Source organism: Paenibacillus bovis (assembly GCF_001421015.2).
Taxonomy (GTDB): domain Bacteria; phylum Bacillota; class Bacilli; order Paenibacillales; family Paenibacillaceae; genus Saccharibacillus; species Saccharibacillus bovis.
Genome location: NZ_CP013023.1, coordinates 4,339,227 through 4,362,209, shown reverse-complemented (window position 1 = coordinate 4,362,209; position 22,983 = coordinate 4,339,227). Strand labels below are relative to the sequence as shown.

Annotated in this window: 13 protein-coding genes; 7 read left to right on the top strand and 6 right to left on the bottom strand. The window is 48.3% G+C overall.

What is annotated here, in order from left to right:
• Window positions 1–3: 3 nt before the first annotated feature.
• The 6 genes from AR543_RS18545 to AR543_RS18520 all read right to left on the bottom strand — a co-directional run bounded on the left by AR543_RS18545 (window position 4) and on the right by AR543_RS18520 (window position 15,172).
• Window positions 4–2,418, bottom strand: a complete 2,415-nt coding sequence (locus AR543_RS18545; protein ID WP_060535886.1) for a right-handed parallel beta-helix repeat-containing protein — start codon at window positions 2,416–2,418, stop codon at window positions 4–6.
• 404 nt (window positions 2,419–2,822) lie between these two features.
• Window positions 2,823–5,087, bottom strand: a complete 2,265-nt coding sequence (locus AR543_RS18540; protein WP_227871777.1) for a right-handed parallel beta-helix repeat-containing protein — start codon at window positions 5,085–5,087, stop codon at window positions 2,823–2,825.
• 310 nt (window positions 5,088–5,397) lie between these two features.
• On the bottom strand, window positions 5,398–7,665 hold the full coding sequence (locus tag AR543_RS18535; protein ID WP_227871776.1) for a right-handed parallel beta-helix repeat-containing protein: 2,268 nt from the start codon (window positions 7,663–7,665) through the stop codon (window positions 5,398–5,400).
• Between the two features lie 351 nt (window positions 7,666–8,016).
• Window positions 8,017–10,515 carry a right-handed parallel beta-helix repeat-containing protein gene (locus tag AR543_RS18530; RefSeq protein WP_060535883.1) on the bottom strand — a complete coding sequence of 833 codons (2,499 nt, stop codon included), beginning with the start codon at window positions 10,513–10,515 and terminating at the stop codon, window positions 8,017–8,019.
• A gap of 698 nt (window positions 10,516–11,213) precedes the next feature.
• Window positions 11,214–13,649 carry a right-handed parallel beta-helix repeat-containing protein gene (locus tag AR543_RS18525; protein WP_060535882.1) on the bottom strand — a complete coding sequence of 812 codons (2,436 nt, stop codon included), beginning with the start codon at window positions 13,647–13,649 and terminating at the stop codon, window positions 11,214–11,216.
• A 449-nt stretch (window positions 13,650–14,098) separates the two neighbouring features.
• Complete coding sequence (locus AR543_RS18520; protein ID WP_060535881.1) at window positions 14,099–15,172, bottom strand: M42 family metallopeptidase; 1,074 nt, start codon at window positions 15,170–15,172, stop codon at window positions 14,099–14,101.
• A gap of 281 nt (window positions 15,173–15,453) precedes the next feature.
• Here AR543_RS18520 and AR543_RS18515 point away from each other — a divergent pair, with 281 nt between their 5' ends.
• The 7 genes from AR543_RS18515 to yhbY all read left to right on the top strand — a co-directional run bounded on the left by AR543_RS18515 (window position 15,454) and on the right by yhbY (window position 22,961).
• Window positions 15,454–16,413, top strand: coding sequence for an AAA family ATPase (locus AR543_RS18515; RefSeq protein ID WP_060535880.1), 960 nt, complete (start codon window positions 15,454–15,456; stop codon window positions 16,411–16,413).
• A gap of 4 nt (window positions 16,414–16,417) precedes the next feature.
• Window positions 16,418–17,674 (top strand): DUF58 domain-containing protein, encoded by a 1,257-nt coding sequence (locus AR543_RS18510; RefSeq protein ID WP_060535879.1) that lies wholly within the window; start codon window positions 16,418–16,420, stop codon window positions 17,672–17,674.
• Complete coding sequence (locus AR543_RS18505; protein ID WP_060535878.1) at window positions 17,671–19,890, top strand: transglutaminase domain-containing protein; 2,220 nt, start codon at window positions 17,671–17,673, stop codon at window positions 19,888–19,890. Before AR543_RS18510 ends, AR543_RS18505 begins: the two co-directional genes overlap by 4 nt.
• A gap of 197 nt (window positions 19,891–20,087) precedes the next feature.
• Window positions 20,088–20,615 (top strand): YqeG family HAD IIIA-type phosphatase, encoded by a 528-nt coding sequence (locus tag AR543_RS18500; RefSeq protein ID WP_017811883.1) that lies wholly within the window; start codon window positions 20,088–20,090, stop codon window positions 20,613–20,615.
• Window positions 20,612–21,739 (top strand): ribosome biogenesis GTPase YqeH, encoded by a 1,128-nt coding sequence (gene yqeH, locus AR543_RS18495; protein WP_060535877.1) that lies wholly within the window; start codon window positions 20,612–20,614, stop codon window positions 21,737–21,739. Before AR543_RS18500 ends, yqeH begins: the two co-directional genes overlap by 4 nt.
• A gap of 31 nt (window positions 21,740–21,770) precedes the next feature.
• Entirely contained in the window at window positions 21,771–22,643 is an 873-nt protein-coding gene (locus AR543_RS18490) for a shikimate dehydrogenase (protein WP_060535876.1), read from the top strand.
• A gap of 21 nt (window positions 22,644–22,664) precedes the next feature.
• Window positions 22,665–22,961, top strand: a complete 297-nt coding sequence (gene yhbY / locus AR543_RS18485) for a ribosome assembly RNA-binding protein YhbY (protein WP_017811880.1) — start codon at window positions 22,665–22,667, stop codon at window positions 22,959–22,961.
• Window positions 22,962–22,983 lie beyond the last annotated feature (22 nt).

Sequence of the window (22,983 nt, the reverse complement as noted above, 5' to 3'; positions counted from 1 at the left end):
GCTTTAGCGCACAACAAGACGATAAGCGTCTTTGAAAAGTCCGATCTGTGCATATACCTGATTAATATTGGGGAATACCGAGAGAACTGCACGATTCCGTGTCTGTGGATGTACGGAAGAATCGCTATCGGCGAATCCTTCCAGATCGGTTAGCCGAATATCTTTAATCCGGGTATTGTGTGCAATCATTACGACTCCTTTTTTGGGACCTGTAATCATACCGGTATCCACCAGTACATTATCGAAGAACCGGGTGCCATTCGGGTACTGTGGATTCCATTTCGGATCCAAGACATCCGGCCAGAGGTGATGGGTGTTATAACCGTATGTTTTGGCGAGGAATGTACCGTAGCTTTTCCAGGGTTCCTGCATCAGTTTCATTTTCTGGAGCAGCAGTCCCTGTTCACTGCCCGGTGAATAATTGCGTTCAATACCACGATCATCGATCTGGATAGAATAGGAATTGATAATCAGATTACTGTTAGCCTGATTATAATGGCCACCACCAAACAGAAAAGCCTTATAGACATCGCTGACTACGTTATTATAGTAGGTATCTCCGCTGTCTCCATCATCGACATAGACTCCATTGGCGAGTGGACTGTCATCGATATGGTTGTACCGCAGTACATTTCCATAAGAAGACCAGTCCTTTGCTGTATAAAAGGCGCCGGAATCACCATCGATCTGGGAGAAATGATGAATCCGATTATACTCAAACAGCAGATTGTTATTGGAAATGTAACGGATGCCATGCTTGGGCATATCGTGCAGCAGGTTATGTGTAATACGGACACCAATCGATTCACTGATAATCATGCCTTCCAGATGAATCAGCTTTCCAATATTATAAATGTGATTATTCACAATTTGCGTATTGGCCGGAATCAGCTTCATTCGATCGCCTGCCTCGCCGACACTGATCCCGAAGCTTCCCGTTTCGTAGATATCATTGCTGCGGATATCATTGTCGTGTCCATGATAATCGAGAATACCGCCGCCTGCGACATTGCGCACGGTATTGCCTGCCAATGTAATATGATGGGACTGCTCCATCTCGATTCCGTTATCCATGCTGCCTTCGATAGTCAAGTCTACCAGCTGAATATGGGAAGCATTCAGCATTCGAACAATAGGGCCGGAATTATCAGCAATAATGATATCCTGTTCGGCGATTCTGCCGGTCGGATAGTAATATAGCTTGCGGTCATGAAAGTCAAGAGCCCACTCGCCGGGAGTATCGATCTCATCCAGCAGATTGACGGCCTGCCATCCTTCGGTACCGCTGCCTACGCGGTACACCTGAGCAGTTACCGTAGCCGGCGCTTCAGCATACACATCATTGTGAACAGCGCCGGACTCGTAATCGATCGGACTGCCTAACCCGGCGGGAGCAGGATCTTCCGTATAGGTGTTGTCCGCTACGGATAGGACGGCTTCCTGAACAAGTGATCCGGGAGCATCCATACTCCATTTGGAGCCCATGCCGCCCTCGGGTATATCCAGCAGCCGGATCGTATTTTTTTTCACATCGATCCGTTCTACCTTGTTCATTACCGGGTCAAAGTCGGTCCGCCAAAATCCACGCAGATACAGATCATGTCCCTGCTTCATGGAAGATGCCCAACGGGTACTGCGCTTGCTGCCATCTGCATCCGTATCATTAATAGTGATACCATCGGTTGGACGACCTCCAGGTCCATAATAAAAAGACTGGGCATCAGCAGACCCGTTCATGGTTGCCCACCCGGGAAGACCGCCGCCAGCTCCCTGGTCAGGATTCGGCCATTGAGAGATAGGCTGTCTGACCCCGTTTACGATCAGATCCGGAATCCCCCATTCCTGGACAAATGTTGTACCTCCAGGGAATCCATCAATATTCTTGATATGGAGTGCTTGCAGGTCCAGTTCGTGCAGTTCACCTGCAGACACTTTGGGATGAACACGTGCAGCTGCTTGGGGATTAAGATTTTTCCAGGCAGTGGAAGGAATCATTTTGGCTGTGGTAATAGTTGCACGCTCGCCGGGATAGCTGCGATAGATTACCGGACTGCCGGGCGTTCCAGAATCCTTTTCCACAAGCTCCAGTGGAGCCGGGATCGTATATTCTCCTTTCCGCAGCCATACGGTCACCCCACCCTGAGGACGTTGCTTCGACGTATTGCGGACGATGGATTGGGCTTTGGCCAATGTGCGGTAGGGGCGTTCGAGGGTTCCATTATTGGACGTATCACTTCCACCGGGAGATATGTAGATGTTAACCGTTGTTACAGGAGATATGGGCAATAGGGATGAATCGGATTCAGTCAGAGAAATGGCGGTACCATCAGCGGCATGTACAGGGGGCGTTCCGGACAACAACAGCAATAGGCTGGTCAAAAGACACAGCAATTGCAGCACATAATGACTGCGTTTCATAATTTCACTCCTATTCATAATTGATATTGAATGTGCGATACTGATGTCTGACAACAGGGACAGAGACAGTTGCAATTACGGTTACAATTACGATGAAGTGTTGCTTGGCAATTATATACTGAAGTCTGGGTTTTTGATACATTTTTAACTGTAAAATATAGGTAATATTACTAATATACTTATATATATCATTTATTCCACATAATTATACGTATTTTCTCAGCGATAAGTCAGATATGTACCATTTGCGATGAAGTGAAAAAGATGCGAAAACATCATATGCTCTCCATAACCTTTCTAATAAACATGCCAAAAAGCCCTGGATGATTCCAGGGCTTTTTGGCTTGAGGCTTAAAATTCTATTTCTGCTTGTTGGTTGGATCAGCCTTGTGACTCCTGATCGATCAGGAGTGTGAATCCGGCGCGGAGTGGTTGCTTAATCCGTTGTATTGATTGCGTGCAACCGGCTGGCTACGGTACTGATCCTTGTATAATCCAATTTCGTTAATCACTTTGTTGAGCGAAGGGAACTTTTGGAGTATAGCCTTGTTTTGTGTCCGCAGATCCAGATTGCTGTAATTATAAAATCCGGCTTCATTCACCGTATTCAGAATTACATTGCCCTGGGCAGCTACATCCCCTTTTTTGGAGATCTTGATAGTGGCTCCACCGACCAGCACATTGTTACTCAGCTTGCTGCCATTCGGGTACTGCGGATTCCAGCTGGCACTCAGTACCGAGCTCCACAGATTGCCTTTCATGCCGTACTGTTTGGCGAGCTTCTCGCCGTACTGCTTCCAGGGGCCGCTCATCGGATGGAAGCCGCGGAGCAGCTTGGCATATTCGCTGTTCAGTCCGTAATTCAAACTGTCGGAACGGTCATTGATTTCCATGGATTCCGTGTCGATCAGCAGATTGCCGGTTGCAATATTATGATGCCCATTCTCGACGATAAAGGCGCGCTTGGTGTCCTGGATAATATTGTTCTGGTACGTATTGCCACTGGAACCGCCATCGGCATAAAATCCATTGGAGCGCTGATTATGATGAATCATATTATAACGAAGTACATTGCCATAGGAAGACCAGTCCTGTGCAGTATAGAATGCACCGGTATCGCCTTCGACGAGTCCTGTATTATGTACTTCGTTGTACTCAAATAACAGTTTGTTGCTAAAGGTATAACGAATCGCATCCTTGGGCACATCATGCAGCAGATTATGATCGATCCGCAGTCCAACCGACTCCCGGATAATCAGTGGCTCCAGATGCACGAGCAGACCGGTGTTATAGATATGATTGTTGGTAATCCTGGTATTGGCAGCAGTCAGTTTGGCGCGGTTGCCTGCTTTGTTCACACTAATACCAAAGCTGCCGGTATCATAAATCGTATTACTCTGAATCATATTGTGGCTGCCGCCGGAATCGGTTATAGCACCGTTGCCCATATTGCGTATCGTCAGTCCCGCCAGTGTAATATGATTGCTGTTCTGTACGTTGATACCGTTACCGAGTCCATTTTTGAGTTCAAATCCGATAAAACGGAGATGGGAAGCGCCGTTAATGCGGATAATTGGGTCGGTACGATCGGCAATAACCGTGTTCATTTCTTTGATCGGCTTGGGTGGATAGTAATAAATTTTGCCGTCTTTGAAGTCCATAGCCCATTCGCCGGGCTGATCGATCTCTTCCAGCAGATTGAGCAGGCGCCATTCCTCGCTGCCATCCCCTACACGATACTGGTTATCTGTAGTCGCTGCATTGGCGACAGCACTGAATTTGGAGCCTATGCCGCCAGCCGGTGTCTCTGACAGATGAATCGAGCGGGAAGAAGGCTGGATCTCGTTCAGACGTATCGTAGCCGGACTCCATACCGTTCTCCAGAATCCCTGAAGATATACACCATGTCCGGTCTGGATCGCTCGTTGCCAGCGTGCCATTCGTCCCAGATTGCTGGTATCCTTGTTCTGCTTGTCATCGTAATAAAAAGATTTCTCGTTGACGATACCTGAGGCGACAGCCCAGCCTGCACGGTTGCCGGCAGAAGCATCATCTTTGTTGGGCCACTGGGAGACCGGCTGCATGGCATCACCGGCAATCAGCTGCAATATGCCCCATTTTTCGGTAAAGTAATCACCGCCGGTAAAACCCTGGATATTCTGAAAGCCCAGCTTTTTCACATCCAGTTCCAGCAGCTGGCCCGGTTGAATCGCCGGATTGACACGTTCACGCGCTTCAGCGCTGAGCGGTTTCCAATCAGCCGGATTCACCGATGTTCCATTGGATAGCGTTGCTTTTTTGCCGGAATAGGTCCGGTAAGTGATCGGTGCCTGAACAGTACCGGAATCGGCAGCTGTCCATTCCAGCGTAGCATTAATCTGATAATTGCCTTCTTTGACCCATACGGTTGCTCCACCGGACGGCAGAGGCTTGCTGCGTTTGCGCAGATCATCGCGCGCAGCCTGAATCGTAGCATACGGATGCTCCTGACTGCCATTTTGCTGCTGTGCATTCGCCGAAGCATCCACATACAGATTGATTGGAGTGGAGGCATTCGATCCGCTGTCAAGCGCACCCTGTCGGGAATTCGCTTGTTCACCCTGCCATAAAGGGAATAATAAAAGCAGGATCAGACCGCTCATTAGTACGACATATTTTATGTTTTTCACCTGCAATACCTAACCTCCCTTTTTTCCTTATTAAAGGTAGTATATGGAGGGAAGAACAGTAGTGTCAATTTTTTGAATGGTTAAAGGGCTTAGTCTTTGTTCCTGTTTGTTAATTGAGCAACTGAACTAAAAAAGAAACCAGTCCGCAGGTAGCAGATTGGTTTCTTCTATAGAAAGGTTTTGAAATTTATAAAAATGAATAATCCCGGGTAAAAGGAAAAATACATGTGTACGAGTTAACAAGGATGAGAGGAAGAGCGAACAGATTCTTCCGATACGTGTATCCTGATAAACCGTATGCCGGGTGTCCTTAGTTGCGGTTAGTTAATCCGCCAGTCTCTGCACGGGTCACTACGCGGATGCGATAAGCATCTTGCTGCAGGCCGATTTGTGGGAAGATACTGTTCAGGTTAGGGAACTTGGACAGCACCTGAGAGTTTTTGGAGCGCAGATCCATCTGGCTGTAATTATAGAACGAAGCAGCACTTATGCTATCGATCGTATTGTTGTTGGCTACCGTATAGTCGCCGTATTTAGGCTTGATTACACTACCTACCTGCACAAGAGCATTATCGATAATTTTGGAACCGTTCGAGTATTCCGGACGCCATGCAGGGTTGAGTATATCGCTCCACAGGTTGTCGGTGTAGCCATATTTGGCTTTTAACTGGGCTGCATAATTCAGCCATACGCCTGATGTCGGGTTTTTGTCGCGCAGTGTATCAGCAAAGATACTGCTTACGCCGTAGTTCTGGGTAACGGCGGCACTAATGGCCAGCGTATCGCTGCGGTTCTCGATTCGTGCTGTATTGGACGCTACAATCACATTGTTTTTGGCAATATTGTGATGTCCATTCAGCTGCAGGGCGCGATCAGAACCCTGGATAATATTGTTGTAGTAATTATCCCCGGCATCGCTGCCATCTGCGTAAAATCCGTTGGCACGCTGATTGTGGTGGATAAAGTTGTAACGCAGATCATTCCCGTAGGAAGACCAGTCCTGCGCAGTGTAGAAAGCGCCTGTGTCACTTTCGGCCAGTGCGGTATTATGCACTTCATTGTATTCAAAAGTCAGGTTGTTATTCCGTTCATAACGTACAGCGTCTCTTGGTACATCGTGCACCAGATTGTGATCCACCCATACACCTACAGAGTCACGAATAACAATGCCTGCCAGATGGGCGTGCTGCCCGATATGATGAATATGATTGTTGGTAATGCGGGTACTTGCACCAGTCAGTGTTTTGCGATCGCCAGCGCTGCCAATACTGATACCGAATCCGCCAGTATCGTATATATCATTGCTTTTGATCATATTGGAATAGCCGTACGTGTCGATGATACCACCGTTACCGACATTCATGACTGTATTGCCGGCGATAGTGATGTGATGACTTTTTTGCAGGTCAATTCCGTTACCGAGTGTATCTTCGATCTGGAATCCGAGGAAAGAAATATAGGAGGCGCCATTCATTTTGACAACAGCATTGGGTTTGTCCGCAATTTCAACATCCATGTCGGCGATATTGCCTTTTGGATAGTAGTAGATTTTACCATCTTTGAAATCAAGTGCCCATTCGCCAGGCTGATCGATCTCGTCCAGCAGATTCAGTGCGCGCCATTCTTCGGTACCTTCACCGACGCGGTAAACAGGATTGGAACCTGCTACATCTTTGCTGAATTTGGAGCCCATGCCGCCAGCAGGCATATCGAGCAGGGTAATGCTGCCATCCGACGTGTTAATGCTCTGTACTTTGCTCATAAGCGGAGACCATAGTGTTCTCCAGAAGCCTTGCAAATACAGGTCGTGTCCCTGGGCAATCGAATTTTTCCAGCGATCGGCACGATTGGTTCCATCTGCATTCAGGGCATTGATGGTATCTCCATCTGCCGGCACACCATCTTCACCATAATAAAAAGATTTGGCATCTGCAGAGCCATTGGCTGTCGTCCAGCCACCACGTTTGCCGCCTGCCACTTCTTCGGGATTCGGCCACTGCGAGATTGGCTGCAGTTCACTGTTGACGATCAGGTCGATAATTCCCCACTTGTCGGAGAACGAAGTACCGCCCGGGTAAGAATTGATATTGGTCAGCCCCATTGATCTGACATCCAGCTCTACCAGTTTGGCTGCACTGACTTTGGGATTTACTCTTTTTTGAGCTTCACTGTTCAGTGGCTTCCAGAGCGTAGGATCTACCGATACACCATTGGAGATAATTACTTTTTCTCCCGGGTAGGAGCGGTATACAATCGATTTACCATTGGAGCCTGAATCAGAAGATGTTAATTCAAAAGTACCAGTGATTTTGTAGGTTCCGCCTTTGACCCAGACGGTTATTCCGCCAGCCGGAAGTACTCCTTTTTTGGCACGAATCGCGTCACGGGCCTGGGGAAGTGTTTTGAACGGTGTATCTTTGCTGCCGTCTCCACCGACAGCTACCGAGCCATCAACATAGAGATTAAGTCCTGTATTCGTTGTAGCTCCACTGCTAAGCGTAGTTACATTGCCGTTTAACGTACGATCCGCATATACAGAGGCCGGAGATGCAACAGATCCCAGCACTAATGTACTCATTAGAAGAACAGCTGCGATAGACTTCTTTCCAAACATAATAAAACTCCCTTTCTCAACTGGATATCCTGACGGGTTGTATAAGTTACTCCTTAGAAAATGAGATTAGTAGAAGAAATACAGGAATATGTGTAATAGTTATTTTGTCGGATATAGTGGTCTATTTATTAATATTTATAGATAAAATTGGTTAAAAAATAACAAAAATCGACTTTTTATGCTAAGGAAAGGGAAACGGAAATCCCTTTTAAAAGAGATTTCCGTTAGATTAAGAAGGGGGAAAGAAGATGTTAGGCAGTATTTATGAGTACAAAGATATAGATTCCTTAGAGAATAACTTATTCATTAAAATGATTAACGGTTAGTCATGCCTCCGGACTCAGCACGGGATATAACTTTGGTACGATATTGATCCTGCACCAGACCGATTCTTGGGAAAATCGTATTCAATCCGATAAATTTAGCTTGAATTTCCGGGTTGTTGGAGCGGAAATCCATATTTTTGGCGTCAAAAAACTGGGCATCAGCGATATTAGTAAAGTTCAGATTGTCCTGTACTGTAAATGTACCGTTTTTGGGAGTAGTCACTGCACCGCTTTGAACGAATACATTGCCGGAAATATTGGAGCCATTCGGGAATTCCGGATGCCAGTTCGGGTTGAGGATATCCGCCCACAGATTAGTAGTGTAACCATAAGTGGCTTTCAGGTCTTTACCATACTGCAGCCAAGCGCCGGAAGTCGGATTTTTGCTGATCAGGTTTTGTGCATAGGCACCTGTAGCTGTGTACCCGCGCTGGATACCGCGATCGTCGATTTGTCCTGCTTTTTGCGTATCGATGACCATATTGTTGCGAGCCAGATTGTCATGTCCGCCGCCCATTAGGAAGCCGGTTTGGGATTGCTGGATAATGTTTTTGCTGACTACGTCACCGCTGTCGCCATCGTCAAAGTAGAAGCCGTTGGAACGCTGGTTGTGGTGAATAAAGTTGTAGCGCAGTACGTTACCGTAAGAAGTCCAGTCCTGTGGTGTGTAGAAAGCACCTGTGTCACTTTCGACCAGAGACGTATTATGAACTTCGTTGTATTCCATCAGCAGATTGTTGTCGGACGGATATTTGATTGCTGCTTTGGGAGTATCATGCACCAGGTTATGATCAACGGTAACACCTACAGACTCGCGTACTACGATGCCTTCCAGGCTGGACAGGGTACCGACTTTGTAAATGTGGTTATTGCTGATTTTGGTATTGGAGTTGGCCAGTGTGGCACGATTGCCAGAGAAACCGACCGTAATGCCGCTTGCCCCCACTTCAAACACGTCGTTACTTTGAATGATATTGTTGTTGCCATAGTAATCGACAATACCGCTGCCAGTTACATAGCATACATTGTTGCCGGCAATTGTAATATGGTGGGAACGCTGCAATTCGAATCCGTTACCCATACCGCCTTCTACGTTAAAGCCGAGGAACTGGATATAAGCTGCATCATTGAATTTGACGATAGAAGATTTGTTATCGGCGATGGTTACGATTTGCTGGCTCAGATCGCCAGTCGGATAGTAGTAGATTTTGCCGTCTTTAAAGTCCAGTGCCCATTCACCCGGCACGTCGATTTCGTCCAGATAGTTGATCGCTTTCCATTCTTCCAGACCGCTACCGACACGGTAGCTGACACTTGTATCAGGAACAAATGGCTCACTTGCAGATGTCAGTCCGTATACACCGGAGGTTACGGTTGTTGCAGCAACAGGGGGTACAGTAAGAGTAGGTGTTCCATATACATCGGATACAACGCCATTATTTGTAGAGGACAGATAGGTAACTGGTGACTGTTGTGTGAACGGAGTAGATGTGCTGTAGACATTGGCTGTAACATTGGTGGAGTTGAGGGTAGGATTAGTGGATACGACGGTTCTGCTGAACTTGTCACCCATGCCGCCGCTTGGGATATCTTTGAGGGAAATAATCGAATCTGCAGGATAGATAGAACCAACTTTGCTCGTTACCGGGCTCCAAGCTGTTCTCCAGAACCCTTTGACATACAAGTCATGTCCTTGTGCCATCGATTTTTTCCAGCGTTCGGCACGGTTCGTATTATCGGCATTCAGATCATCGGTAGTATCGCCATCTTCTGGGATACCGCCTTCGCTATAGTAAAAGGATTTGGAATCGGCGGAACCGTTCATGGTTACCCAGCCGGCACGATTCGAGTTGATAGACTGATCTGCGTTTGGCCATTGGGAGATCGGCTGGCGAATGCCGTCAACGATCAGATCGGCGATGCCCCATTTTTCGGTAAATGTGCTGCCGCCTTCGAAGCCGGCGATATTCTGGATACCGAGTGCAGCGGCATCAATCTCGCGCAGCTTGCTGGCACTCACTGCAGGATTTACACGGGCTGCAGCATCTGCACTGAGTGGTTTCCATAGGGTAGGATCAATACCTTTACCTGTAGTCAGGTTGACGGTCTCGCCAGGGTAAGTGCGATAGATCACCGGTTTGTCGGCTGTACCGGAATCTTGAGGAAACAGATCGAATGTTGCAGGGAGGTTGTAAGTTCCGCCTTTGACCCATACGGTGACGCCGCCAGCAGGCAGGACACTTTTGTAAGCACGTACAGCGGATCTTGCTTTGGTGATCGATTTATAGGGAGCTTCTTTGGTTCCTTTGCCAGTCACGTCGTTGCCTGTCAGGTCTACATAGATATTGGCGCCTGTCTGAACGATATTGCCACTGCTAACCATCCGAGTGGATGCTGCTGCATAAGAGGTATGTGTCTGTACTGGCAAGAAGCCAGCCAGTAATGCTGCCGATAAAGTGAATACCGTCCATTTTTTAAAAGTCATCATGATGTTTTCCTCCTGAATATCATAGAATCCGGTGCGCCCGGTAAATATTTTGAAAGGTAAAAACATTTTTACTTAACCCGTGAGAATCGGGTGTAAAGTTGGAACCTTCAGCTCCGCAGCTGAATGACCTCTTTGTCGAACGACCAGGTACAAAGGAGTGGTAGTGGTTCCACTGGCTTATCGCTGTCAGTAGTTCATAGGTGAAGTAAAAATGTTCCTTTCGACATAATTTAGTATATTACAACTTATAATGTCTGATAACCGCCAGAACTTCTTATTATTTATTAGAGGAAATACAGTAAATTAATGGGAGAATGGTACGAATATAGTAGCTCCTTCCTATTACATAGCAAGCAAATGCCATATTGGGACCTTAAACGGATCAAGTAGTCATGTATAAACACATTTAGTAGTACTATACCTATCCAAATAAAGGCACAAAAAAGGCCCAGGACTAGTCCTGAGCCTTTTCAAATAGTATGAAATATGAATAGCTCCTTTTATGAAACGAAACATTTACGCAGATGAAGAGAATAGGAATGTCTAAAAGTCTGGTTTGTGCAAATTACACTGTATACCATTATTCTGATGTTCTCTATAAATGATACAAAGGCAGGCGGAAAAGGACGATACAGTATTTATTTTCATCCTTTTTAGGAAGTCGACTAGCTGATAATTTGAGTTTATTAATATACGGTTCAGGATGGAGCAGGACGGAATTGATCTTTGAATAATCCAATCTGTGCATAGGTAGTATTAATGTCCGGAAATACAGATAATACGACAGTATTACGGGTATGCGGCTGAACAGTAGAAGCAGCTTTGCTGAATCCCTGCAGATCAGTCAGCCGGATATCTTTGATCCTTGTGTTATGGGCGATCATTACTACTCCTTTTTTGGGAGTGGTGATAGAGCCTGTTTCTACGAGTATATTATCGAAAAATCGTGAGCCGTTGGGATACTGGGGATTCCAGTCAGGGTCCAGCACATCCTGCCAGAGATTGCGTGTATTGTATCCATAGGTAGCAGCCAGTACAGTACCATAGCTTTTCCATGGCTCGGCAAAAGGATTTTTGTCCAGCAGCGGCTGGGCCTGTTCACTGTCGGGTGTATAGTCGCGCTGAATGCCGCGGTCATCGATCTGGATCGAAGCGGCATTAATAATCAGATTGCCGTATGCCTGATTGTAATGACCCCCACCGAAAATAAACGCTTTGGACACATCGCTGATCACATTATTATAGTAGGTATCTCCGCTGTCTCCATCGTCGGCATAGAATCCATTTGCCCGCGGACTGTCATCAATATGATTGTAGCGCAGCACATTTCCATAGGAGGACCAGTCCCTTGCCGTATAGAAAGCTCCGGCATCTCCATCGATCAGAGAGACATGGTGAACCCGGTTATATTCAAACAGCAGGTCATTACTGGATGCATAGCGGATACCGTGCTTGGGCATATGATGCAGCAGATTGTGCGTAATCGTGATGCCGATCGATTCGGTAATAATCATGCCTTCCAGATGGATCAGGTTGCCGATATCGTGAATATGGTTGTTTATAATCTGTGTATGGGAAGGAATCAGCTGCATGCGGTCACCGGCCTGGCCTACGCTAATACCGAAGCTCCCTGTTTCATATATGTCGTTGCTTCTAATAATATTGTGATGGCCATAATAATCGAGAATGCCGCCACCGCCCACATTACGCACCGTGTTGCCTGCCATCGTAATATGATCGGAATGCTTGAGCTCAATACCGTTATTCATGCCGCCTTCGATAATCAGACCTACCAACTGGATATAGGCAGCGTTGTTCATTTTGATAATAGGACCGGAGCGGTCGGCAATAATGATATCCTGTTCTGCAATATTGCCTGCTGGATAGTAGTACAGCTTGCGATCATGGAAATCAAGTGTCCATTCGCCGGGAACATCAATCTCATCCAGCAAATTGACCGCCTGCCATTCTTCCTTGCCGGTACCTACCCGGTACACCTGGTCGGTTACCGTAGGTGATTCCGGCTGTTCAGTGTAGACATCCTCATTTACCGTATTGGAGTCACCGTATACACTGTCATTCACTCCGGCAGGGCTACTATCAAATGTCTCATATATATACGTGTTATTCATGACGGAAGGACCTGGTGCCCCAGGCTCCTGTACCCCGGGAGCAGCCTGGCTCCATTTGGAACCCATACCGCCTTCCGGTATATCGAGCAGACGGATTGTATTTCGGTCCACATCAATCCGATCTACCTTGTTCATAACCGGATCAAAGTCAGTTCGCCAGAATCCACGCAAATACAGATCATGACCTTGTGCGAGCGAAGATGCCCAGCGGCTGCTGCGTGCTGTGCCGTCCGCATCCAGATCATTGGTAGTAACTGCATCTTTGGGCTGACCGCCGGAGCCGTAATAAAAGGACTGTACATCGGCAGAACCATTCATTGTTGCCCAGCCTGTCCGTCCACCGCCAATACCCTGATTTGGATTGGGCCACTGTGAGATCGGCTGTCTGACTCCATTTACGATAAGATCGGGAATTCCCCACTCCTGGATAAATGTGGTGCCTCCCGGAAAGCCTTCGGTATTGCGGATATCCAGAGCGGTTAGGTCCAGCTCGCGCAAATCGCCGGCATACACATCGGGATGAACTCTGGCTGCTGCTTCGGGATTCAGACTTTGCCAGGCAGAAGGCGGGATAACCTTGGCTGTAGTAATCACAGCCTGTTCACCGGGGTAACTCCGGTAAATCACCGGACTGCTGGCACTGCCAGAGTCGGATTCCTGAAGTTCCAGCGGAGCAGGAAGGGCGTATTTGCCTTCCCGCAGCCAGACGGTAACGCCGCCTTCGGACCGCTGACCGTACGTATCACGGACAACCGAGCGTGCCTTGCCGAGAGTACGGTAGGGTCGATCGAGTGTACCGTTATTCAGTGCATCGCTGCCTGACGGAGAGACATAGATATTCATCGGTGTGTCAGGAGCAAGTTCGGATTGAAGCGGATCGTAGGGATCTGTGTCGACAGAAGCTTCACTACCAGCAGCGTGAACAGGGACAACAGTAGATAGAAGCAGTACTATACTGGTCATCAGAGATAGCAGCTGCAGTACATAATGACTGCGATTCATGATTTCACTCCTTCGAAATATAAAATAAGAAATATGAAAGCATCGGAAAGGATGGTATGCACAAAATAAGATAAACAGTTATCTGCATTGATATAATAAAATCTGAGTGCTTTGAAACAATTTTAAGTCATTTTAGCCAAAATTATTATAAATATGATAAAATATAGCACTAAGTCTTCAAAATGAGAGATTATTAATTTCTTGTAAATATATACGCTTTTCAATAGAAAATAGTTGTGGATCTGGGCGCCCAAGTGGATTGAAGCAGCGAAGCGCCGGGTTATAATGGAGTAATACAGCATATTAGAGTAGTCAAGTCATAGCAGTATATGGAAGAGAGGCAGCTATTGCGATGGTCGAAGCTGGAGGACAGCGATGCCTATTATGGCCTGCAAAATGCCAAAAAGCTGCTGCACCGGTCAGGTACAGCAGCTTCGGAGTGTCAGAAATCAGGCGCGATCTAGCAAAGTCTGGTAAGTGGACGCATTCATACCTTTGACAAGACGAACCAGCAGTTCCTTGGCTGCATCATAATCATCTGTATGAATAATGGAAGAAGAAGTATGGATATACCGGGCACAGATACCAATAACAGTCGAAGGCACGCCGATGCCGCTCAGATGAACAGCGCCTGCATCCGTACCGCCCTGGGAAACAAAGTATTGTACTGGAATCCGGTGGGTACTAGCGGTATCCTGAATATATTCCACCATGCCGCGATGAGTGAACATGGTCGGATCGTAGATGCGCAGTAGTGCACCTTTGCCAATATGTCCAAAAGCATTACGGTCACCAGTCATATCATTGGCAGCACTGCAATCCAGTCCAAAGAACAGATCCGGCTGGATCATCTGTGCAGCAGTGCGGGCGCCGCGAAGTCCCAGCTCCTCCTGCACGGTAGCACCCGAGTAAACAGTACCGCCCAGCTGCTCGCCCTGAAGCGCCGCCAGCAGTTCAATAGCCAGACCAACGCCGTAGCGGTTATCCCAGGCTTTGGCCATAATCTTTTTGGGGTTGGCCAGCGGCGTAAACTCGCATACCGGAACAATCTGCAGACCTGGATGAATACCGAGCGATTCGGCTTCTGCACGGTCATCTGCACCGATATCAATATACATGCTGCGGATATCCACCGGTTTGTTGCGCTGCTCGGGACTGAGCAGATGGGTAGGCGTAGAACCGACGATACCTGTGATAGGTCCATTTTCGGTAATGATATGCAGCCGCTGTGCCAGTACGACCTGACTAAACCAGCCGCCCAGAGGCTGGAACAGTACCAGACCCTGCTCCGTAATGCCTGTTACCATAAAGCCTACTTCATCAAAATGCCCGGCGACCATTATTTTCGGGCCATTTTCTTCACCGCGCAGCACACCAAACAAACTTCCCAGACGATCCTGTACAAATTCGTTGGTATAAGCAGACATCTTTTCTTTGACCAGCTGACGCAGTTCCCGCTCAAAGCCGGAAACGGCCGGGAATTCGGTTAATTGTCTAAACATCTGAAGTGTGTGTTGATCCATTCGATTAATTCACTCCTTAGCAAGATTTGGCTCATATCAGTATGAGGGCACTGTCGAAAAATGTCCAACCATCCTCACAAGATTTGGTACATGTAACTATATTTATTTCATCCAAAAGTGACTCTGCCTTATCCTTCATGTACAATATACGTTATACACGCATTTCTGTTATGAAATATTCTTATATAGTAAAAATAATCCAGCAGTCGACAGCAGTGTTTGTCGAAACTGCTGATTAATGATTTTGAATCTATGAACCTGATGTAGGAGGTTTTATATATATGCCGGCACGCAAGGAATCGATGCACGTCATCGCAGCTGTAAGATCCAACCTGGAATCATGCATACTTGGCAAGTCTTTTGAAATCGAGCTTTTGCTGACTGCTCTGCTCGCAGGCGGACATGTCCTGATTGAAGATGTTCCGGGAACAGGCAAGACGCAAATGATCAAAGCGCTCGCAAAATCGATGAGCGGTCAATACCGCCGGATTCAATGTAATCCGGATTTACTGCCGAGTGATATTACCGGCGTATCCATTTTCCATCCGCGGGATGAGCAATTTTATTTCCGTCCGGGTCCGGTCATGACCAATATTCTGCTCGCTGACGAGATCAACCGTGCTACCACCAAGACCCAGTCAGCGCTGCTGGAAGTTATGGAGGAGCGCAATGTTACCGTGGATGGAGAGACTCACCCGCTGCCGCATCCGTTTATGCTCTGTGCAACCCAGAACCCGATTGATTTTGAAGGTACCTATATGCTGCCCGAAGCGCAGCTGGACCGGTTTATGATGAAGATTACGATTGGCTATCCGGATGAACAGACCGAGAAAAATCTGCTGCTTCAGCAGGGAGCAGCAGGTCAGCCGGTAGATCGTCTGGAGCCTGTGACCGATATGCAGAGCATTGCTGATATCCAGCAGGATATTCGGGGAGTGCATATGGATGACTCTGTCAGCGACTATCTGGTACGAATTATCCGCGCTACTCGTGAACATCGCTCTGTGCTGCTGGGAGCCAGTCCACGGGCTACACTGTCCTTTATGATGGCTGTCAAAGCCTATGCTTTTATTCATGAACGCGATTTTGTGCTGCCTGATGATGTAAAACGTCTTGCACCTTATATTATCGGTCACCGCATACTGCCTCGTCCGGAAGCCCGGATGGAGCGGATGGGCGCAGATCGTATTATGCATCAGATCCTGGAGCAGATCCCGGCTCCTGTATCGGTGGGGCCATAATATCATGAGAGCCTTATTTTCATATTTGCGGCTCAACCTGCAGCGCCAGCACCAGCCGTCCAAATTATGGCTTGTTGTGCTGGTATGGATCGGTTGCCTGTTGTATATGCTTTTTCAGGGTGGCAAAACGTCGGTCATGTTATTTTCCATGGTCACGCTGCTGTCCCTTTATCTGATTGGCGGAGGCTTTCGCGGCGTGGGACGCGCGCGGGGCAGCCGTCATTTGTCTATCGGCGGTGATCACAGCGAGATTATTCATGCAGGTGATCAGGTACAGGTGCGGCTAAATGTAACGATTCCCGGCTTCCTGCCGCTGCCCTATGTAATTGTTCGCGAGACGCTCAAACGCCATAATGGCGAATCCTGGTCATTCGAGGAGAGTCTGATTCCAAGCATGCGAGGCAAGGGAGAGCTGCTGTTCCAGACACCGCCGCTGGAACGCGGACGGTATCGTTTCTATGGAACCGAATGTATCAGCGAAGATATTTTTGGACTTTTGGAGAATCGGGGCAAATTCAGTGCACCGGGCGAGTTTCTTGTACTGCCGCGGACCGTTTTTGTTCCTTACTGGGAAATGGGTTCACGGCATTCCCGTCTGGGTGGACAGCAGACATCACAGCTAATGTCCCGGCCGGAAACAAACCAGATTAACGGTGTGCGAGACTATGTATACGGCGATCGTATTTCCCGGATTCACTGGAATGCCACAGCGCGGACCGGTATTTGGAAATCCAAGGAATTCGAGCACGAGGCTTTGCCCAAAACAGTGCTGGTGCTGGATGGTATGGCTGATCATTACGAGTCGGGTGCCCAGTTCGAGCTGGCTGTCTCGGTCGCTTCATCGATGCTGGAGTACGGTATGCGTGAGCGTATGGGGATGGGGCTGTTTACCATCGGTGAAGACAATTATTCATTCCTGCCGACCGATCATGCGTCGGATTGGCACCGGATGCAGGTGCATCTGGTCGATATTATGGCGAATGGACGGGGAGAGATGCTGCAGAAGCTGGAACGGGATGCACGCCTGTTCCCTGCCGGCACGCTGTTCGTGCTGATCAGTCCGCTGCAGGGGGATAAAGCATGGGAAGTCTTCCAGTTTGCCAGACTGCGCCAGATGAACCCGGTACAGATCCGGATCGAAAGCAAAGACCAGCAAGTGGATGGACAGGAAAGTGAAGCTGATCCTGTGCGAGGAATGTCCAGCTATGCGCTGAATTCCCTGGATCAGCTGCCGGTCGTTTTAGGAGGGAGAGCCCTATGATGAAATGGTGGAGCGGTATTCGCAGCTCCTGGTATTACTCACTGTGTCTGCTGTGGGTAATGATTATTGCTTATCAATGGATTCAATATGCGGCAGACATCTGGTATACCGAGACGACACTGCTCGTACTCGGAACGATGGCTGCTGTTGCGGTTATAGATATTATACTGCCGGTGAATGCATGGTATCGACTGCTGATCAAGCTGGTCGCTGTGCTTGTTGTAGTGTATTATGCCCTGGATTATTACGGTATATATGCCTGGCTGCCGGGCGAGTCGCTTACTGCGAATCTGGAGCTGTTTGTAGAGACGCTTCGATCGTATGTATGGTTTGTTATCTCGGCATGGGTACTGCTGGAAGTATCCGCACGTATCGGTACATCGCGCCGGGCAATTATTATGTTCGTCGGTACAAATATTGTAGCGCTGGCGGTACTGGATTCCTTTACTTCGGCAACATTGTGGCAGGAAGTAGCCTGGGTCGTATTTGCAGGGATGGGCTGGCTCGTAAGTAATCACTTCCGTTATTTTCAGGAGAGATTTCCTAAGGGCTGGAAGCATCTGCGCAAATATCCGCTTAAGATTGTATTCAACATCGCTGTGATTTTTTCGATTGTAATGCTGGCCGGGATTAATATGCCGGAGATCCAGCCTACACTCAAAGATCCATACACGGCTTGGAAAAACTGGCATGGCGAATCGGTAATTACAATCAATGGCTCCAGTCCGATGAATGGTCAGGGTGCTTCTTCCGGTTACAGCCGCGAAGATTCCAATCTGGGCGGCGGATTCAATTTTGACTATACGCCGGTAATGACGGTGAATACTACCAGTCGTAGTTATTGGCGTGGAGAAACGAGGCTGGCCTATTCGGGAACCGGCTGGATTGACCGCTCTAGCAATGGATGGCGGGAGCTGGACCCGGTGGAAGCCGATGATGAGCTGTCCTTGAACGAGCGCTCCGATGTGGAGAAGCGCACAGTTAAGCAGCAGGTCAAAATGCTGTCCGACAACAATACAACGTATCCGGTTCTGTTCGGTGCGTATACTATTGCACGTGTCGAAGATGTAAACGGCGGGGATGATACGAGTCAGCTAGATTGGCGCAGCAATAACGGCGAAGTGCACTGGAGCCAGACCCGGCAGAATCGCCAGTATCCCGAATCCTACTCGCTGATATCCAGAGTGCCAGTTGTTCCGGTAACCAAGCTCGAAAATGAATCCTATGATCAGCTGTATGCCGGCAAATCGCTGGAGCCTTACTTACAGGTTCCGTCGGATTTTCCCAAGCGGGTCAAAGATCTGGCAAAAGAAGTGACTGCTTCGGCAGAGACGCCCTACCGCAAGATCGAGCTGCTGCAGCAGTATTTGCAAAATAATTATGCCTACACAAACAATCCCGATCTGTCCCGCAAAAAAAGCAGCGACTTTGTCGACAGCTTTTTATTCGAGATCAAGGAAGGGTATTGTGATTACTATTCCACAGCGATGGTCATGATGGCCCGTTCGCTGGATATCCCGGCTCGTTGGGTCAAGGGGTATGCTCCCGGTCAGGCATCCGGTTATGTCACTAATGACTATTTTCCGGATGGCGCGACAGAATATACGGTTACCAATGCGGATGCCCATTCCTGGGCAGAGATTTACTTTGCCGGTTATGGCTGGATTCCGGTAGAAGCAACACCTGGCTTTGATATGCCGCTGCTGACCGAGAATGTACAGACACCGGCAGCAACGCCGGATACACCGGAACCGGAAGCAGAAGCGCAAAAACCGGAAGCGGAAGATACCGAGGCACCTGTACAGGCGTCCGATTATACAGTTCATCCGGCAATCATTTGGACGGCATCTATTCTCATCGCTGCCTGGATCGGATTTATGCTGTATCGTTATCGTCGTCAGCTCAAAGCAGCATATATGCGGATTCGTTACGGCGAGCCGATGACACCGCAGCAAAAAGTCATGGAAGAATCCAAACGCTGGCTGAGCTGGATGAAGCGTCACGGCATGGATCGGCAATCCCATGAGACGCTGAGAGAGTCTGTAGGCAGGTGGCGCGAAATGCGTCCTGAGCTCAGTGATACTCTGGATCGAATACTTGCCCTGTTCGAAAGAGCGAAGTACAGTCCGCAAGTAGTAACCGAAGATGAATGGGTATCCATGAAACAGTATGTACAGGATTTACGAAAGTTATGGCGCAAATCTGCCGCAAAGTAGTATAATGAATAAAGTGTGTATTGGACGTTATCGAGAGAGCATCGTCCAGTCATGTACAGCTGTTACAAAAGAGCCAGAGTATCCCGATCAAAAAAATACCATGAAGTTCAAAATAACGCCGCATAGCGGCGTTTCTTTTTGTCAGACTGGTTAAATTTATGATATAGTTTGTCGTATGAAATCGAGGTGAATAAAGCTTGTTTGAATTGCTCATTCCTAAATTACGTGTAAATACGGTGTTTGATATTAATCTGGAAAAGCTGTATGCCCAGGGGTATCGGGGGATTATTACGGACCTCGACAACACACTGGTTGGTGCCAAGTCACCTGCAGCTACGCCTGAACTGATAGAATGGTTCGCCAAAGTAAAAAAGTATGGATTTGAACTGATTATTGTATCCAATAACAAAATGGACAGGGTCTCCCTGTTTGCGACTCCGCTGGATATCAAGTTCGTGCATGCAGCACGTAAGCCGTCCAATGCCCCTTTCCGGAAGGCGATGAAATTGATGAACTGCCGCGACGATCAGACGATTGTTGTGGGGGATCAGCTGTTGACGGATGTGTATGGAGGGAATCGTCTGGGCTTATTCACAGTTCTGGTGCTGCCTATTGCTCTCAATGAAGAGGGCTGGCGAACCCGGTTTAATCGTCAGGTGGAACGGCTGGCAAGAACAAGACTTCGCAAAAAAGGCTTATGGTCTGAGGAGGAACGCAATAAATGACAGAACTGAGCGGATTAACCGCCGGAACCAAATGCAGCGGCTGCGGTATTGTGCTGCAAAACGAATCACCGGATCATCCGGGCTATATACCGGCACAGGCGCTTGAACGGACACCACTGCTGTGTCAGCGCTGTTTCCGTATACGTAACTACAACGAATCGTCGACAGTAACGGTAGATCAGAGTGAATTCTTACGTCTGCTTGGTCAAGTAGGGGAACAGGATGCTCTGGTCATCCATATTGTCGACCTGTTCGATTTTCATGGCAGTGTCATCTCGGGATTGCAGCGTTTTGTAGGCAATAACCCGGTAGTACTGGCTGTCAACAAAACGGATCTGCTGCCCAAAGTAACCAACTGGAACAAAATCCGTAACTGGGTTCAGAAGGAAGCCAAGGAGCTTGGACTCAAAGTAGAAGATATCGTACTGTGCAGTGCCAAGCAGAACACAGGCTTTGACCGTCTGCTGGATATTGTCGGTTCGATGCGCGGTGATCGTGATGTATACGTGGTCGGAGCCACCAATGTCGGCAAATCCACGTTGATTAATCGCTTGATCTCCGATTACAGCGACCTGGAAGAAGAATTGACCACTTCCCGTTATCCGGGTACAACACTCGACACGGTTAATATTCCGCTGGATGATGGTCATTATATTATTGATACGCCGGGAATTGTGTACGAATCCCGCTATACCGAGCTGGTGAACAAGCAGGATCTGGCTGCCATTATGCCAGACAAGCCGCTCAAGCCGCTCGTGTATCAGTTAAATGAAGGACAATCGCTGTTCTTCGGTGCGATGGCACGTTTTGACTTTGTACAGGGAGGACATCAGTCCTTTACCTTCTATTTGAACAATCGTCTCAAAATCCACCGCACCAAGCTGGAACGTGCGGATGAACTGTTCGCCAACCACGCAGGTGTGATGCTGGCTCCTCCGGTCAAAGCGGATCTGGACAAGCTGCCGGCATGGACGCGTCACGAATTGCGTATTCTAAAAGGCAAACCGACAGATATCTTTATCTCCGGACTGGGCTGGATCAAAGCCAACAGTACGGACGGTGCGCTGGTCGCTGTACACCTGCCAAAAGGCGTAAAAGTGATGATGCGTCCGTCTCTGATCTGATCATCTCGAACTTATGAGGAGGATGAGAATAATGACTGACCGGAATCAGGAAAACAAATCAAATGCTCTGCTGCTAGGAGTCATGGGCGATCCAATTGGCCACTCCATGTCTCCTGTCATGCATAATATTGCACTCGAAGCAGCCGGACTACCCGGCATGTATGTCCCGCTGCATGTGAAGCCCGAACATCTGGCCGAAGCGGTTACCGGTGCCAAAGCACTTGGGTTCGCAGGCTTCAACGTCACGATTCCGCACAAAGTCGAAATCATGAAGCTGCTGGACGAGCTGGATGAATCGGCAATCAGCTGCGGAGCGGTGAATACGGTAGTGATTCGCGACGGCCGTATGAAAGGCTACAATACCGATGGTATCGGCTATGTGCGCTCTCTTCGCGAAGAAGCCGGCGAACTAACCGGCCGGCAGGTAACGGTGCTGGGTGCCGGTGGAGCTGCCAGAGGCATAATTTATGCGCTGCTCAAGGAAAAGGTCGCGGGAATTACGATCGTCAATCGCACAGTTGATAAAGCGGTGCAGCTGATCAAGGAGTTGAATACATCCGATGTGGTGATGCAAACAGCAACGTATGAAGAGCTGTCACAGTATCTGCCGCAGACCGATATACTCATTAATACGACTTCGATCGGAATGCATCCGAATGTAGACGAGACGCCTGTAGCAGCCGAGCAGATTCCGGAAGGCATTATTGTCAGTGACCTCATTTACAATCCGATGGAGACGCGTCTGTTGCGTGAAGCACGTACTCGGGGCTGCCGTACGGTAGGCGGTCTGGGCATGTTCATCTATCAGGGCGCGTATGCGTATGAATACTGGACAGGGCAGGATGCACCGGTCTCGCTGATGCACAGCGCGGTGCTGGAAGCACTGAACCACGAACATCATTAATTATAATTAAGGGGATATTCAATGTTAACAGGAAAACAAAAACGTTTTTTGCGCAGTCAGGCGCACCATCTCGATCCGATTTTCCAAATCGGCAAAGCCGGTATGAATGAAGGAATCGTTCGTCACGTAGTCGATGCGATCGAGACGCGCGAACTGATGAAGGTATCCGTACTCAACAACTGCCTGGAAGAGCCAAAAGATCTGGCCGAGCAGCTGGCTGAAGGCGCAGGCGCAGAACTGGTACAGGTTATCGGTCGTACGATCATTCTGTACAAAGAGTCCAAAGATCACAAGCAAATCGAGCTGCCAAGAGGGTAATACCGGCAGCAGGATTTACAGG